This window comes from Mesoflavibacter sp. CH_XMU1404-2, from assembly GCF_037029465.1.
Lineage (GTDB): Bacteria > Bacteroidota > Bacteroidia > Flavobacteriales > Flavobacteriaceae > Mesoflavibacter.
Map to the genome: position 1 here is coordinate 274542 of NZ_JAYMEM010000026.1, position 14796 is coordinate 289337.

13 protein-coding genes are annotated in these 14796 nt (G+C 30.9%); 8 read left to right on the forward strand and 5 right to left on the reverse strand.

Features of this window, described 5'->3' with window-relative positions:
• Window positions 1–36 precede the first annotated feature (36 nt).
• Together WA327_RS09705 and WA327_RS09710 are read left to right on the forward strand one after the other, a co-directional pair.
• Window positions 37–2013, forward strand: a complete 1977-nt coding sequence (locus WA327_RS09705) for a hypothetical protein (protein WP_336069157.1) — start codon at window positions 37–39, stop codon at window positions 2011–2013.
• Window positions 2014–2285: 272 nt separating this feature from the next.
• On the forward strand, window positions 2286–3833 hold the full coding sequence (locus tag WA327_RS09710; protein WP_336069160.1) for a hypothetical protein: 1548 nt from the start codon (window positions 2286–2288) through the stop codon (window positions 3831–3833).
• 72 nt (window positions 3834–3905) lie between these two features.
• Here the strand turns inward: WA327_RS09710 and WA327_RS09715 are convergent, their stop codons facing one another.
• On the reverse strand, window positions 3906–5105 hold the full coding sequence (locus tag WA327_RS09715; protein ID WP_336069162.1) for an aminotransferase class I/II-fold pyridoxal phosphate-dependent enzyme: 1200 nt from the start codon (window positions 5103–5105) through the stop codon (window positions 3906–3908).
• A gap of 157 nt (window positions 5106–5262) precedes the next feature.
• Here WA327_RS09715 and WA327_RS09720 point away from each other — a divergent pair, with 157 nt between their 5' ends.
• The 4 genes from WA327_RS09720 (at window position 5263) to WA327_RS09735 (ending at window position 8679) form a co-directional block, all read left to right on the forward strand.
• Window positions 5263–5721 carry an Lrp/AsnC family transcriptional regulator gene (locus tag WA327_RS09720; RefSeq protein WP_336069164.1) on the forward strand — a complete coding sequence of 153 codons (459 nt, stop codon included), beginning with the start codon at window positions 5263–5265 and terminating at the stop codon, window positions 5719–5721.
• 49 nt (window positions 5722–5770) lie between these two features.
• Window positions 5771–6538, forward strand: coding sequence for a LuxR C-terminal-related transcriptional regulator (locus WA327_RS09725; RefSeq protein ID WP_336069166.1), 768 nt, complete (start codon window positions 5771–5773; stop codon window positions 6536–6538).
• Window positions 6539–6797: 259 nt separating this feature from the next.
• Window positions 6798–8198 carry a dihydrolipoyl dehydrogenase gene (lpdA, locus tag WA327_RS09730; RefSeq protein WP_336069168.1) on the forward strand — a complete coding sequence of 467 codons (1401 nt, stop codon included), beginning with the start codon at window positions 6798–6800 and terminating at the stop codon, window positions 8196–8198.
• A gap of 70 nt (window positions 8199–8268) precedes the next feature.
• On the forward strand, window positions 8269–8679 hold the full coding sequence (locus tag WA327_RS09735; protein WP_336069172.1) for a DUF2721 domain-containing protein: 411 nt from the start codon (window positions 8269–8271) through the stop codon (window positions 8677–8679).
• A gap of 3 nt (window positions 8680–8682) precedes the next feature.
• Here WA327_RS09735 and WA327_RS09740 read toward each other — a convergent pair whose 3' ends face one another.
• Both WA327_RS09740 and WA327_RS09745 read right to left on the reverse strand, forming a co-directional pair.
• The gene (locus WA327_RS09740) at window positions 8683–9393 is read right to left on the reverse strand and encodes a LytTR family DNA-binding domain-containing protein (protein WP_336069175.1); all 711 of its coding nucleotides are present in this window, start codon (window positions 9391–9393) and stop codon (window positions 8683–8685) included.
• Window positions 9386–10456 carry a histidine kinase gene (locus WA327_RS09745; protein WP_336069177.1) on the reverse strand — a complete coding sequence of 357 codons (1071 nt, stop codon included), beginning with the start codon at window positions 10454–10456 and terminating at the stop codon, window positions 9386–9388. The genes WA327_RS09740 and WA327_RS09745 overlap by 8 nt, the downstream gene beginning before the upstream one ends.
• Before the next feature lie 190 nt (window positions 10457–10646).
• On the opposite strand from WA327_RS09745, the gene WA327_RS09750 reads away from it, so the two are divergent.
• Window positions 10647–11039 carry a MotA/TolQ/ExbB proton channel family protein gene (locus WA327_RS09750; protein ID WP_027878823.1) on the forward strand — a complete coding sequence of 131 codons (393 nt, stop codon included), beginning with the start codon at window positions 10647–10649 and terminating at the stop codon, window positions 11037–11039.
• Window positions 11040–11072: 33 nt separating this feature from the next.
• Here WA327_RS09750 and WA327_RS09755 read toward each other — a convergent pair whose 3' ends face one another.
• Complete coding sequence (locus WA327_RS09755) at window positions 11073–12428, reverse strand: DEAD/DEAH box helicase (protein ID WP_336069181.1); 1356 nt, start codon at window positions 12426–12428, stop codon at window positions 11073–11075.
• A gap of 40 nt (window positions 12429–12468) precedes the next feature.
• Window positions 12469–13359 (reverse strand): aldose 1-epimerase family protein, encoded by an 891-nt coding sequence (locus tag WA327_RS09760; protein WP_336069183.1) that lies wholly within the window; start codon window positions 13357–13359, stop codon window positions 12469–12471.
• Window positions 13360–13436: 77 nt separating this feature from the next.
• Between WA327_RS09760 and pabB the strand changes: the two genes are divergently transcribed.
• Window positions 13437–14729 (forward strand): aminodeoxychorismate synthase component I, encoded by a 1293-nt coding sequence (gene pabB, locus WA327_RS09765; RefSeq protein WP_336069186.1) that lies wholly within the window; start codon window positions 13437–13439, stop codon window positions 14727–14729.
• Window positions 14730–14796 lie beyond the last annotated feature (67 nt).

The following is a 14796-nucleotide window of genomic DNA, read 5'->3' on the forward strand; positions in this document are numbered from 1 at the left end:
TATTTTTACATTGTGTAAATGCCCAAATTACTTAAAATGAGAAAATACTACTTAACTAGTTTGATGCTTTTAAGCATTAAAATAGCTATGTCACAAGTTGGAATAGGTACAACAAATCCAACTTCGTCTTCAATTTTAGATATAGTTAGCACTAATAAAGGTGTTTTATTACCAAGGATATTTTTAAATAGCACTACTGACGTATCAACAATTTCTACACCTGCAACAGGACTTTTAATTTACAATACCGCTACAATATCAGATGTTGTCCCGGCATTTTATTATTGGAATGGAATGCAATGGGTTAAAATTTCTAATGATGAAATAAAAGATGATTGGAGTTTATCTGGAAACGATTTAAATTCTGGGACAGGTACAGAGTTTATTGGTACAACCAGCAATCATTCCTTTTTACAAAAAGTTAATAATCAACAAATAGGAATACTTGACACAAACGGAAGTACAGTTTTTGGTTTTGGTGCATCTTCAACAGTTAATGATGCGGTTGTTATGGGAAGAAATGCTACCGCAAGTGCTCCAAACTCGGTTACCTTAGGTTATGATGCAGAAACTAATAGTAATGACGCGGTTTCTGTTGGTTATCAATCAGATGCTAGTGGCTACCAATCTCTCTCGCTTGGTTATCAATCAAGAACAACTCAAAATTATAATAATGCAATTGGATATAAAGCTACTTCTACAGGTTATAATGCTACAAGTATAGGAATATCAACAGAGGCTACAGGTCAAGAATCTTTAGCAATAGGTTTTTCTAGCAATCCAACGGGCGGAAATAAAACCATTGCTTCAGGTTATCAATCTTTAGCAATTGGTAGAGATGCTAAATCTACAGGAGCTACAGCTGTAGCAATTGGTAATACAGCTTTTGCAAATAATACTAACTCATTGGCTATAGGTAACAATGCTAGATCTAAAGATTATGCTAACACAATTGCTATAGGAGCAGATGCAATTGCTGCTGGAGGACAAGGGTCTATTGCAATTGGTAATACAGCAAAAGGAAGTAATGCTTACGGTATTTCAATAGGGTTTGATGCAGAAACTAAAAATGCTCAAAGAAACCTTGCTATTGGGTATAATTCAACATCTTCAGCAACTGATAATATAGTCATTGGTACCGATGCTAATTCGAATTCTAATTACGGTATTGCTATTGGTTACAGTACCTATGCAAAAGATTATGACAATACAATTGCTATAGGTTATGATGCTTTATCTGACAAATTAAATGCTATTGCTATAGGTAATTTAGCCCAAGCTAAAGGTAATAATTCAATATCTGTTGGTAATAATGCTAGAGCAAATGGTTCTAATAGTGTTGCAATAGGACAAAATACAAATGTAACTAATGCTAATACCATAGCTTTAGGTGACGAAACAGGAGCAGTAAGAGTAGGAGTAGGAACAAACTCTCCAACAGCAAACTTTCATTTAAATGGTTCTTTAAGAATAGTTGATGGTAATCAAGGTGTTGATAAAGTATTAAAGTCAGATGCTAATGGTAATGCAAATTGGGTTTTCCCTGATTATGTTAAATACTTTTCAGATACTACTATCAGCGGTACTATTGTTAACGCTTCTGGTACAACCGTAACAGGTAATGGTATAATTAGATTAAATACAACGACTTATGTAGGTTATGGTACAGCAATAGCAACAAATGGTATGTACGTAACTATATCTAAAAGTGGTTATTACAGGTTAAGTTATAACGTAAATCTTAGAATGGATGATACAGATGCAGACAGAGATACTGTACAAATATTTTTTGCTACTTCTGCAACTGGTGCCGAAATAACTAGAACTAAATCTTATTTTACTTTTGTTGATGATTACGGAAGTAATAGAATTAATACAGTAACATTATCAAGAATAGTACATTTAAATGCTGGTGATAATGTGTATTTAAGAATTTTAAATCCTTCAGGACCAGATGTTAGTTTAGTAACAGATGGATCTGGAGCTACAATAGAATCTATTAAATACGATTAATGATAATTAAATTGAAAAAAAGTGCATTTAAATTTCTGATAAATAATAGCTTTTTCTTTTTATTAGAAATACAGTTGATTAAAATTTAAGATTAGCTTTTTTGATGATTTATTATCTTTTTGAAGTTGATGTGTAGAATGATTTTCAATATCTGTTAATTTATCGGTTATAATATTATCTTATCGAATTATTTTTATAATTTATATTAATTAACAGCTGATTATAAAATTAGCTAATATATTTGCTATTGTGTAAATGTATTAAACCTTCTTATGAAAAAGTTTATTATAAGCTGTATGGCGCTATTTAGCGTTATATGTGCTTCTGCCCAAGTTGGTATAGGGACAACCAACCCAACAGAATCTTCTATTTTAGATATTTCAAGTAACAATAAAGGTGTTTTATTACCAAGGATATCTTTAAATAGTACTTCAGATGTATCAACAATTTCAACACCTGCAACAGGACTTTTAATTTATAATACTTCAACAACATCTAATGTAGAACCAGGTTTTTATTATTGGGATAACTCTCAATGGGTAAAATTTTCTACTTCAGATACTGTTAGAGAAGGATGGGATCTTGACGGAAATAACTTAAATGGAGAACCAAATCCTGTATTTATCGGTACAACTAGTTATCATGCTTTTGTGCAAAAAGTTAACAACCAAGAGATAGGACGATTAGACCCAAATGGTAGTACTGTTTTTGGTTTTGGCGCATCTTCTACAGCTAATAACGCAGTTGTTATGGGAAGAAGTGCAACAGCTAATGGACAAAATTCAGTTACCTTAGGGTATCAAGCAGAAACTAATAGTAATGATGCTGTTTCTGTAGGATATCAATCAGACGCTTCAGGGTATCAAGCTTTAGCATTAGGATATCAATCTACAGCGACACAAAATAGTAGCTCTGCAATAGGATATAATGCTTTAGCTTCAGGTTACAGATCAACTAGTTTTGGTGTAGCAACAGAAGCTTCTGGAGGAGAATCTTTAGCTTTAGGAGTATCTACTGGGTCAGGTATTAATAAGACAATTTCTTCAGGATATAGATCTTTAGCTATAGGTGTAAATGCAAGATCAACAAATTCAAATACGATAGCAATTGGTAATAGTGCTACAGCAAGTGGTGCAAATTCTGTAGCTATTGGAAGAAATAGTAATGCAGTAAATTCGAATACTATCATTTTAGGTGATGATACAGGAAATGTTAATGTTGGTATAGGTACCAATTCTCCTTCTGCTAATCTTCATGTTAAAGGAGATTTTAGAATTGAAGATGGTAATCAAGCTAGTGGTAGAGTATTACAATCTGATGCTAACGGTAACGCAACTTGGGTTGTACCAGATTATATTAAAAGTTTTTCAGATGCAGCAATAAGTGGAATTATAGTTAATTCTTCTGGAGCTACAACTACAGGCGGAGGAGTAATTGCACTTAACAGTTCTAGCTTTGTTAGTAATGGTGTGTCATTAAGTCCAAACAATATGTATGTTAATGTGGCAAGAAGTGGTTATTATAGATTAAGTTATTCTTTAATTATTAATATTGATGATGATAATGGTGCAGAAGAAGAAACAATACAACTTTTTTTCTCAAAATCGGCTTCAGGCTCTCCAATTAATAGAACTGTCTCAAAGTTGACTCTTGATCATTCATTACGTGATGATGTAAAATTGACTTTATCTGCAACAGCAATCGTTCATTTAGATCCATGGGAAAATATTTATTATAGAATTGTTAATCCAGAAGGAGGAGATATTAGTTTAGAGACAAGCGGATCAGGAATAACAATAGAATCAATTAATTTTGACTAATTTTAATTAATATATAGATATAAAAAAGGGTATTGAAATTTCAATACCCTTTTTTATTGATAATAACTTGACTTATAAAATGCCAACTTCTTTCATGCATTCTTGCATCATATTAAATGTACGCTCTATATCTGCATCTAATCCAATAGAAAAACGAATTAACCCATCACTTAATCCCATTTCTTCTTGTTCTTCTTCTGGTATTTCAGATGAAGTAGAAGTACCTGGTGCAGAAAATAATGTTTTGTAAAAACCTAAACTAACCGCTAAATATCCAAGATTTTTTTCTTGCATTAATTCCATTAAACTATTGGCTTTGTCTAAACTACCAACATCAATAGTTAACATACCTCCAAATCCGTACTGTTCATTCATCATAGATTTGAATAATTGATGAGATGGATGAGAAGTTAATCCTGGATATACTGTTTTTAGGCCTAATTTTTCAAATTGTTCAGCTAAATAACTAGCGTTTTTACTGTGCTGTTGCATACGTATGTGTAGTGTACGTAAGTTTTTTAAGATAGATGCGGCACGTAAACTATCCATTGTGCTACCAAGTAACATACAAGCGCCATCGTTAACACTTCTTAATTCGTTTATAAACTCTTGTGTACCACAAACAACACCACCAACGGTATCACTAGATCCATTTATAAATTTGGTTAAACTATGAATAACCACATCTGCTCCTAATTTTGCAGGTGAAACAGATAAAGGCGAAAACGTATTATCTACCACTAATTTTAAATTATGCTTTTTGGCAAGCTTAGCTAAGCCTTCAATATCTGCTACTTCTAATAATGGGTTACTAACACTTTCACAATACAAAACTTTAGTGTTTTTGGTAATTGCAGCTTCTACAACGTCTAGTTTTGTAATATCTACAAAGGTTGTTGAGATATTCAATCTAGGCGTAAAATTTTTTAAAAACGCATAAGTGCCACCATAAATAGTTCTGCTAGAAACTACATGGTCGCCAGCACCACAAAGTTGCATAATTACAGGAGTAATTGCACCCATACCAGAAGCTGTAACATTGGCGGTTTCAGTACCTTCCATTGCAGCTAAAGCTTCACCTAAATATAAATTTGATGGTGAAGAATGACGCGAATATAAATAACAACCATCTGAATTACCTTCAAAGGTATCAAACATGGTTTTTGCTGATAAAAAAGTATAAGTTGAAGAGTCTGAAATAGATGGGTTTACGCCTCCAAATTCTCCAAAATACTGTAAATCTTGAATATTATTTGCTGGTTTAAATGACATAGTTTTAAGTTTTATTACATCAAAATTGGTGAATAGTAGAATTTAAAACAATAGTTAGTATTATTTTTAGAAAATTAAACTAAATTTTAATATTTTAGTAGAAAATTTATATTCGTTTATTTGCAAAATATTTCGTTTTACAGAAAATTTTTCAACTATGGTATTTGATGATATTGATAAAAAGCTACTTCAGCTTTTACAAAATGACAGTAAACAGACTAACAAAGCTTTAGCAAATCAATTAAATTTATCGGTTACTGCTGTTTTTGAACGTATTAAAAAACTTGAAAATCAAGGCGTCATAAGTAAATATGTTGCGTTGGTTAAAAAAGAAAAAATAGATAAATCTTTTGTTACTTTTTGTCACATAAAACTAACACAGCATTTACAAGAATATGTTATTCAATTTGAAACAGAAGTAAATAAATTAACCGAAGTTATAGAGTGCTATCACATAAGTGGTGACTATGATTATCTTTTAAAAGTAGCGGTTAAAGATATGGAAGCTTTTAGAAAATTTATGGTTGAAAAATTAACTAATATTAAGCATATTGGTAGTACACACAGTATGTTTGTAATTAGTGAGGTTAAACATACTACAGCAATTTCACTTTAATAAAAAATCTTGTTATATTGTAGTGTGTAAATGCTAGCTTTAATCCCTTATGAAGTACTCAAAAATCAAAGAACTTTACAATACAATTTTTGATTCGTATTCAAAACCATCTTTAGAAACTCACATAAAAAAAATGATAGAACTGGATAAGTTTTTGCCTTACAGTTCTACATTTTTTTGCATTACAAATACTCAAGATTTAACTTTTGAGTACATAAGCAAAAATTTTACAACTTGTTTAGGTTTGGATGCTAACGACTTAAAAACAAAAGGGATGCGTTATTTTTGGAGTCGTATTCACCCAGAAGATATCGAAATTTGGTTAACAGCTATGCATCACTTAATGGATTTTACGCTAAATGAAATTCCTCAAGAAAAAAGAAAAAAAGCAAATTACACATGGAATTACCGTTTTAAAAACGCTAATGGAATTTATGTAAATATCGTACAAAATACTACACCTTTAGATTTTGATAATGACATGAAACCCATAATAGGCTTAGCACATTATACCGTTTTAGATCCAAAAATTAAGATGCATATTACAGCTTCTGCTAAATTATTAAATAGTCAGAATGAGTACGAAACGGTTTACTTTAATAACTTCTCACAAAAATTACTTAATGAAGGAATTTCAAATAGAGAGCGTGATATAATCAGACTTTTAGTATTAGATAAATCAAGTAAAGAAATATCCGAAAGCTTAAACATAAGCTCTCATACTGTAGATACCCATAGACGTAATATTTTAAAGAAGCTTAAATTATCTTCAACAGGAGAATTAGTAGCCATGATAAAAATGAATAGCGTTATTTAAAAATACTCAAATTGAGTATTGTATATACATAAACAAATGCTCAATTTTACAATGCTATTAATCAATAAATATTAAGCCTGTTTTAAATCAGATATAGAACTCTTGTTTGATTTAACAATGGGCTTTTTTTAATTCTATATCTTGTTTACGATACTAGATAAATTATTCAAAATTATACTTAGAGTTTTGCATTCAAAATCGTATTTTTGTAGGAGTTTTTAATAAAATTAATTTCCGCGAAAGCGAAAAAACAACACATATGAGTCAATACGATGTAGCAATTATAGGTTCTGGACCTGGTGGATACGTAGCCGCAATACGTTGTGCACAATTAGGTATGAAAACCGCATTAATCGAAAAATATTCAACATTAGGAGGTACTTGTCTTAACGTAGGATGTATACCAAGTAAAGCATTATTAAGCTCTTCTCATCATTATGAAGAAGCAACAAAACACTTTGAAGAACACGGTATCGAAGTTTCTGGAGAAGTAAAAGTAAACCTAGAAAAAATGATTGCACGTAAGCAATCTGTAGTTGACCAAACTACTGGTGGTATTGACTTTTTAATGAAGAAAAACAACATTGATGTTTACCATGGTGTAGGAAGTTTTAAAGACGCTACACACATTACTATTAAAGGTGAGAAGGAAGAAGAAATTGAAGCAAAACACAGTATTATAGCAACTGGATCTAAACCTTCTAACTTACCATTTATCAACATAGATAAAGAAAGAATTATTACTTCTACTGAAGCTTTAAAACTTAAAGAAGTGCCTAAACACCTTATTATTATTGGTGGTGGCGTTATCGGTTTAGAGCTAGGACAAGTTTACAAACGTCTTGGTGCAGAAGTAACAGTTGTAGAGTATATGGATCGTATCCTTCCAACAATGGATGCAGGATTAGCTAAAGAACTTAACAAAGTCTTTAAGAAAGCAAAATGCAACATGATGGTTTCTCACAAAGTACAATCTGTAGAGCGTAATGGTGATGAAGTTGTTGTAAAAGCTGAAAACAAAAAAGGTGAAGTAGTTGAATTTAAAGGTGACTATGTTTTAGTTTCTGTTGGACGTCGTCCTTATACAGACGGACTTAATGCCGAAGCTGCTGGAGTAAAACTTAACGATAGAGGACAAGTAGAGGTTAATGAACACCTACAAACATCAGCTAGTAACATTTATGCAATTGGAGATGTTATAAAAGGAGCAATGCTTGCGCATAAAGCTGAAGAAGAAGGTGTTTTTGTTGCTGAAACTTTAGCTGGTCAAAAACCACATATTGACTATAACTTAATTCCTGGTGTAGTTTACACTTGGCCAGAAGTTGCAGCAGTTGGTAAAACTGAAGAAGAACTAAAAGAAGCAGGAACTAAATACAAAGTAGGGCAATTTCCATTCAGAGCTTTAGGTCGTGCTAGAGCAAGTGGTGATATTGATGGATTTGTGAAAATCTTAGCAGATGAAACTACAGACGAAGTATTAGGTGTACACATGATTGGTGCACGTTGTGCAGACTTAATTGCAGAAGCAGTAACTGCTATGGAATTTAGAGCATCTGCCGAAGATATTTCGCGTATGTCTCATGCACATCCAACATTTGCAGAAGCTGTAAAAGAAGCCGCGTTAGCCGCAACAGAAGATAGAGCTTTACATGTATAGTAAAATGCTAAAAAGACTATTTATATAGAATGAAAGCGAGCTTTTTAGCTCGCTTTTTTTAATTAAAATTATGAATCAACTAACATTAACAACACCAGCTTTATTATTCTCTGCAATATCATTAATCATGCTGGCTTACACTAATAGGTTTTTAGCTTATGCATCTGTAGTAAGAAATCTAAAAGAGAAGTTTTTACAACAAAAAGACGAAGTGCTTTTACTTCAAATTAATAATTTAAGAAAACGTTTGTCTCTAACACGATCTATGCAGATATTCGGTATTTCTAGTTTGTTACTTTGTGTGCTAACTATGTTTTTGGTGTACATAGAACAAAATGATGTAGCCGTTTGGGTTTTTGGAGTTGCACTGTTGTTATTAATCTTATCTCTAGGGTTTTTAATAAGAGAAATTCAAATTTCAGTAGATGCGCTAAATCATCATTTAACTGATATAGAAAATCATTTATCAGATAAAAAGTAGAGTTTAAAAACGTTCTAGTTTAGTGATAACATCTTTTTTATAACTTCTGCTAATGGTTAAAGCCTTTCCGTTTACAATCATTTCTTCGTTTGTAAACGACTCAATACTTGCTAAGTTTACAATGTATGATCGGTGTATTCTTAAAAAATCTTTCTGTGGAAGTTTAGCCTCAATCGCACTAATAGTTTCTCGGGTAATGATAGATTGATCTTTAAGATGAATTTTTAGATAATCACTCAAACTTTCTATAAAAATAATGTCTTTAAACGTAATTTTTAACATACGTCTATCAGAACGAACAAAAATAAAATCGTTAGTTTCTGAAGGTTGTGATTGTGTTTCAATTTGTTGCGTACTCACTTCAAAATATCTATTTATAGCTTGCAACATTCTTTCAAAAGAAATAGGTTTTAATAAATAATCTACAGCTTGAAGACTAAAACCTTCTACTGCATAATCACGATAGGCAGTAGTAAATATTATTTTATTGTTCTTATTTATTGATTTTGCAAATGCAATTCCAGAAATTTCAGGCATATTAATATCTAAAAAAATAAGATCTACTGCATTGTTATTTATAAAATTAAATGCTTCAATAGCATTTTTGCATTGGGCAATAACTTCAATATTTTCTATTCTAGATAAGTGCGATGCTATGATCTCTCTAGCCACATTTTCATCATCAACAATTATACAAGAAATAGGATTACTCATTAGTTAGTTTAGATTTAATATTTAGCTGTAAGTTAACTGTAAATTTAGATGGTTCTTGAAAAATATCTAATTGATATTGATTTGGATATAACAATTCTAAACGTTTTTTAATGTTTTGTAAACCAATACCTTCATTTTGGTTTTTCTTGTTTAAGCTACTATTAGAAATTTTAAAAATAATGATTTCTGAAGTTGTTTTTATAGATAAATCTATGCGTAAAACACCATCTTTTAAAGTCCCATGTTTAAAACTGTTTTCAACAAAAGGAATAAAAAGCATCGGCGCTATACTTATAGATTTTGTATGTATATCTTTAGAAAACGACACATTTAAAGTTTCATTAAATCGCATTTTTTCAAGACTTATATAATCTTCTATATGATTAATTTCTTCTTCTAAACTCACAAACGGTTTATCAACTTGGTATAATAAATAATCAAGAAGATTAGATAGTTTTAAGATCATGTTTGGTGTGTCATCAGCCTTTTTTAAAGCAGCGCCATACATTGTATTTAGTGTGTTAAACAAAAAATGTGGATGAATCTGCATTTTTAAATAATTAAGCTCTTGCTCTTTTAGTTTTAGCTGAGTTTCTAAAATTTTAGATTCTAATAAAGCTGTTTTTTTGTTCGATTTTAAGTTTAGCTGTAATAGTTTAAATGCACTTACCAAGATAACGACAAGATATACGCTAGATGTTACTAAAATGATGTTTCTGGTAATTGGATTCATTTGATCAAATTCAAAATTTGATAAATAAATCAAACTAAAAAATATGGACAGCATAATTAAATACAACGAAATAATTAAAGTGTAAACACTATATACCGTAAACGCTGTATATCGTTTTGTTATTAAATAATCAGGTATTAATTTGTAAATAGATACATAAGTCGTCGCTATAGTAGTTGGCATTAAAAACGTGCTAAACATTAAAGTGTCTTTAAAATGTTTACTTCCAGCACTAAAAAAATAAGTAAAAAATAAAAGCACAACAAACCAAAATAGTATGTGTTTAATGGCTTTAAAAAGTAATAATTTGATTAATTTTTGAGTTTTCAATGCTTAAAAAAATATATACAATATTACAATTTTTAATTTTTGAGTTTTTATTTTGTAGACCAATAACCAATTTAGCAAGTGATTTGACATGTTGTTAAATCGATATCTAATTAGGTTGTTTATCGCATTTTGTAAAAGCCTAAGCTATTTAAAAATAAGTTTGTAGCAGGTTTAATCAAAAAATGAAATTATGACTTTATTAACTATTTTAAATCAACAATTTTTAGTTGCCAATCTTTTTTATGAAGGCGGACCGCTTTTTATGTCTTTAATACTATTGGCATTATTAACTTCGCTATTCTTTATCATTAAAGGTTTTATCGCTTTAAAATCAAACAAAGAGCAAACTTTTAAAATGCTAAAACTAGCTATTGATGCTAGTTTGCTAGCTTTGGTTTTAGGTTTTTTAGGTTCTGTTTTAGGACTTATTCAGGCATTTGATAGTGTAGAAGCAATGGGTAATCCAGATCCATCTATATTTGCTGGCGGATTAAAAATATCTTTGTTAACTGCAACTTTTGGATTGTTTTCTTTTGTTGTAACTAGAATAGGAATATTTATTTTAAGGCTTGCAAATAAATAAAACTAAAAAGCCAATCTTTACGATTGGCTTTTTTTATTTTTTCTTATTACGCTTATTATAATTTTTATCACCTCGTGTTTTAGGTTTTTTATATTTTTTTGCGATTTCACGTTTGTAACTTCCACCTAAATTAACCTTTTTATTTTTTTCTTTTTTTTCATGAAAAGCAGGTCCTGGTGCATCTTCGTCAAGTCTTCGTTTTGTAGGATTGTAACGCTCTTTTATAACTTCGCGTTCTTCAGGAATTAATTCTTCAGAAATTGAAACAGTTTCAGGTATTTCAACTAAATTAATTTCCATTTGCATTAATTTCTCAATGCGTTCTAACGCGTCTTGTTCTTTTTCAGTAGAAAATACTAAAGCATGTCCTTCGCGTTCTGCACGACCAGTTCTACCAATACGATGCATGTAGTTTTCTGGATATTCAGGCGTATCAAAGTTTACAACATGGCTAATTTTATCAATATCTAAACCACGCGCCATAACATCTGTTGCAACTAAAATTCGGTTAACACCTTCTCTAAATTGCTCAATACTACGAAGTCTGTAATTTTGAGTTTTGTTAGAGTGAATGACACATAATTCTTCTTTAAAAAATTCATCTAAATCTTCAAAAAGCCGATCTGCAATACGTTTATTAGATACAAAAACTAAGACTTTGTTGTACTGTTCTTCGTCTTTTAAAAGTTCGATTAAAAGATTCTTTTTTGTATGATAATTTGGGACGCTGTATTTAGTTTGTTCTATATTTTCTAAAGGCGTACCAGAAACTGCAATCGAAACACGTTCTGGAGCGATAAAAAAGTCGGTAATTAAGTCGTCTACATCTTCCGTCATTGTTGCAGAAAACATAATGTTTTGTCTACGTTCTGGAAGTATATCAAAAATGTTGATTAATTGATGTCTAAACCCTAAATCTAACATCACATCAACTTCGTCTATCACTAATTTTTGGATAGATTTAAGCTGTAACGCTCTACTAACCGCTAAATCGTATAATCTTCCTGGTGTAGCAACAATAATATCTAAACCTTGTGCTACAGCTTGTTTTTGGGTATTTATGTTTGTACCACCATAAACACCAAGCACGCGTACATTGATGTATTTGGCTAGTTTTTCTATATCATCAACCACTTGTACTACAAGTTCTCTGGTTGGAACTAAAATTAAAACACGTGGATTATCCTGTCTTGAAAATTTTAAATTTCTTAGGATTGGTAACATGTAAGCATAGGTTTTACCTGTTCCTGTTTGGGCAATTCCTACCACATCTTTACCACTTGCAACAATGCTAAAAGCTTCTGCTTGTATTGGCGTAGGCGACGTAAAGCCTAAGTCGTCAATAGCATTATATAAAGGTGTGTTTAAATTTAAGTCTTGAAAAGTCACAATAAATATTTAAGCTACAAAACTACTACTTATATTTTGTTTACCCTAAATGACTTGGATGTATTTGTATACTGTAGCTAGCTGTAAATGTTTTATTTGCTGCTAATTTAATAATACCTTCCTTTTTTGTGATATCTTGGTTGGTGTTTTCGTGATCAGCAATGCCCAACCAAGGTTCTATACACACGTAAGGTGCATTTGGTTTTGCCCAAATCCCTAAATATTTAAAATCAGGAAAACTAACATTTAAAATTTCTCCGTGGTTTTTACTTACTAATGCTACTTTTTTAGAGGTTAAATCTTTAAAAATTAAAGCATCTTCATTAAATAAATCAGGTTTTAAATTAATGGTATTTTTGGTATTGAAAACTGGTTTTGTCTGGTCTGTAACAAGACCGTTATCCATATTTAGTAAGTAGCTTTCAGCAGTTTCAGGGTTTTCAAATTCTAAATGATAATCGGTATAATTTTCTTCATCATAGAAAGGACATTTAAAAGCAGGATGACCACCAATTGAAAAATACATATCAGAATCGCCTATATTTTTAACGGTATGTGTTAAGGTTAATGTGTTTTCTATAAGTGTATATTTTAATAAAAATTCAAAATCAAACGGAAACCATTCGCTTATCTGTTTGTTTTGTTTCAAGCTAAACGTTAAGCTATTTTCGGTTTGTTCTAAAAGTTTAATATCTTCATTATGTCTAACAAAACCGTGCTTTGGCATATGATAGGTTTTCTCATTAAAAACATAACTATCGTCTTTCATCGATCCAATTATTGGAAATAAATTTGGTGCGTAACTAGCCCAAACTTTTGGATCTGCATGCCACATAAATTGGCGGTTATTTTTAACTGAAGAAATCTCACAAAGCTCAGCACCTTTAGCTTTTACTTTGATGTTTAATAAGTCGTTTGATAATTGAAACATAATAATGGTTTTAAACTACTGTCAAATTAATCGTTTTTTTCTTAAATCTGCTTAACTTTACACTTCAATTTTTTTATTTGAGAACACATAAAACATATAAAGTTGCTAATGTCCAACAGTTTAAACAGCATTTGTTAAACTGGAGCAACCAATTTGAAGATATTATTTGGCTGGACAGTAATAATTACAAACAGCAGTATTCTAATTACGATGCGGTTTTGGCGGTAGATGCATTTACTAGTTTACAAACCGATTTTCATCAAGCTTTTGATAAACTAAAAGATTACCAAACTACGACTAACGATTGGATTTTCGGCTATTTATCTTACGATTTAAAAAATGATGTTGAGCCACTTCAATCTAAAAATTTTGACGGATTACATTTTCCAGATTTGTATTTTTTTCAACCTAAAAAACTATTTTTTTTAAAAGGAAATTCGGTTGAATTACACTATCTAAAGATGGTTGATGATGAAATGGATACAGATTTTGTAACTATATCTAATTTTGAAATTGTAGAACAACCTTCATATAAATCACCAATTAAAATTCATCTTCGTATTCATAAAGATGAATATTTTGAAAAGCTAGAAAAAATGCTCGCTCACATACATCGTGGCGATATTTATGAAGCTAATTTTTGTCAAGAATTTTATGCTGAAAATACAACGATAAATCCGTTAGAGATTTACAATAAGTTAAACGCCATTTCTACGCCGCCATTTGCTACATTTTTAAAGCAAAATGACAAGTATTTATTAAGTGCTTCACCAGAACGTTACTTAAAAAAAGAAGGCGAAACTATAATTTCTCAACCCATAAAAGGAACCGCAAAACGTGATGAAGATTTTATGATAGATAGCTTGCTTAAACACGATTTGGTAGCTAACCCAAAAGAGCGTAGTGAGAATATTATGATTGTAGATTTAGTACGTAACGATCTGTCTTTAACTGCCAAAAAAGGAAGTGTAAAAGTAGAAGAATTATGTAAAGTGTATACGTTTGAGCAAGTGCATCAAATGATATCTACAGTCACGTCTCAAGTTAGGGAAGATGTACATCCTGTAGATGTGATTAAAACCACTTTCCCGATGGGAAGTATGACTGGCGCTCCAAAAATTTCGGCAATGAAAATTATCGAAGATTTAGAAGCTACAAAACGCGGATTATATTCTGGTGCTGTCGGTTATTTTTCGCCAGAAGGCGATTTCGATTTTAATGTAGTGATAAGAAGCATTTTGTACAATCAAGCACAAAAGTATGTTAGCTACTCGGTTGGCGGTGCTATTACAGCAAAAAGTGATCCTACACAAGAGTATGAAGAATGCTTGATTAAAGCCAAAGCTATGCGTACAGTTTTAGAAAATTAATAAAATTGTGGTAGGTTAAATTGGTTTTAAGTTGTAGATAGTTTAAAGACAAAATAAAAATTAAAAA

Excerpts from the sequence above, each read along its gene's own strand:
- WA327_RS09715 (WP_336069162.1), bottom strand. The coding sequence starts at position 5,105 with ATGTCATTTAAACCAGCAAATAATATTCAAGATTTACAGTATTTTGGA.
- WA327_RS09735 (WP_336069172.1), top strand. The coding sequence starts at position 8,269 with ATGAATCAACTAACATTAACAACACCAGCTTTATTATTCTCTGCAATA.
- WA327_RS09750 (WP_027878823.1), top strand. The coding sequence starts at position 10,647 with ATGACTTTATTAACTATTTTAAATCAACAATTTTTAGTTGCCAATCTT.
- WA327_RS09725 (WP_336069166.1), top strand. The coding sequence starts at position 5,771 with ATGAAGTACTCAAAAATCAAAGAACTTTACAATACAATTTTTGATTCG.
- lpdA (WP_336069168.1), top strand. The coding sequence starts at position 6,798 with ATGAGTCAATACGATGTAGCAATTATAGGTTCTGGACCTGGTGGATAC.
- WA327_RS09705 (WP_336069157.1), top strand. The coding sequence starts at position 37 with ATGAGAAAATACTACTTAACTAGTTTGATGCTTTTAAGCATTAAAATA.
- WA327_RS09740 (WP_336069175.1), bottom strand. The coding sequence starts at position 9,393 with ATGAGTAATCCTATTTCTTGTATAATTGTTGATGATGAAAATGTGGCT.
- WA327_RS09760 (WP_336069183.1), bottom strand. The coding sequence starts at position 13,359 with ATGTTTCAATTATCAAACGACTTATTAAACATCAAAGTAAAAGCTAAA.
- WA327_RS09710 (WP_336069160.1), top strand. The coding sequence starts at position 2,286 with ATGAAAAAGTTTATTATAAGCTGTATGGCGCTATTTAGCGTTATATGT.
- WA327_RS09720 (WP_336069164.1), top strand. The coding sequence starts at position 5,263 with ATGGTATTTGATGATATTGATAAAAAGCTACTTCAGCTTTTACAAAAT.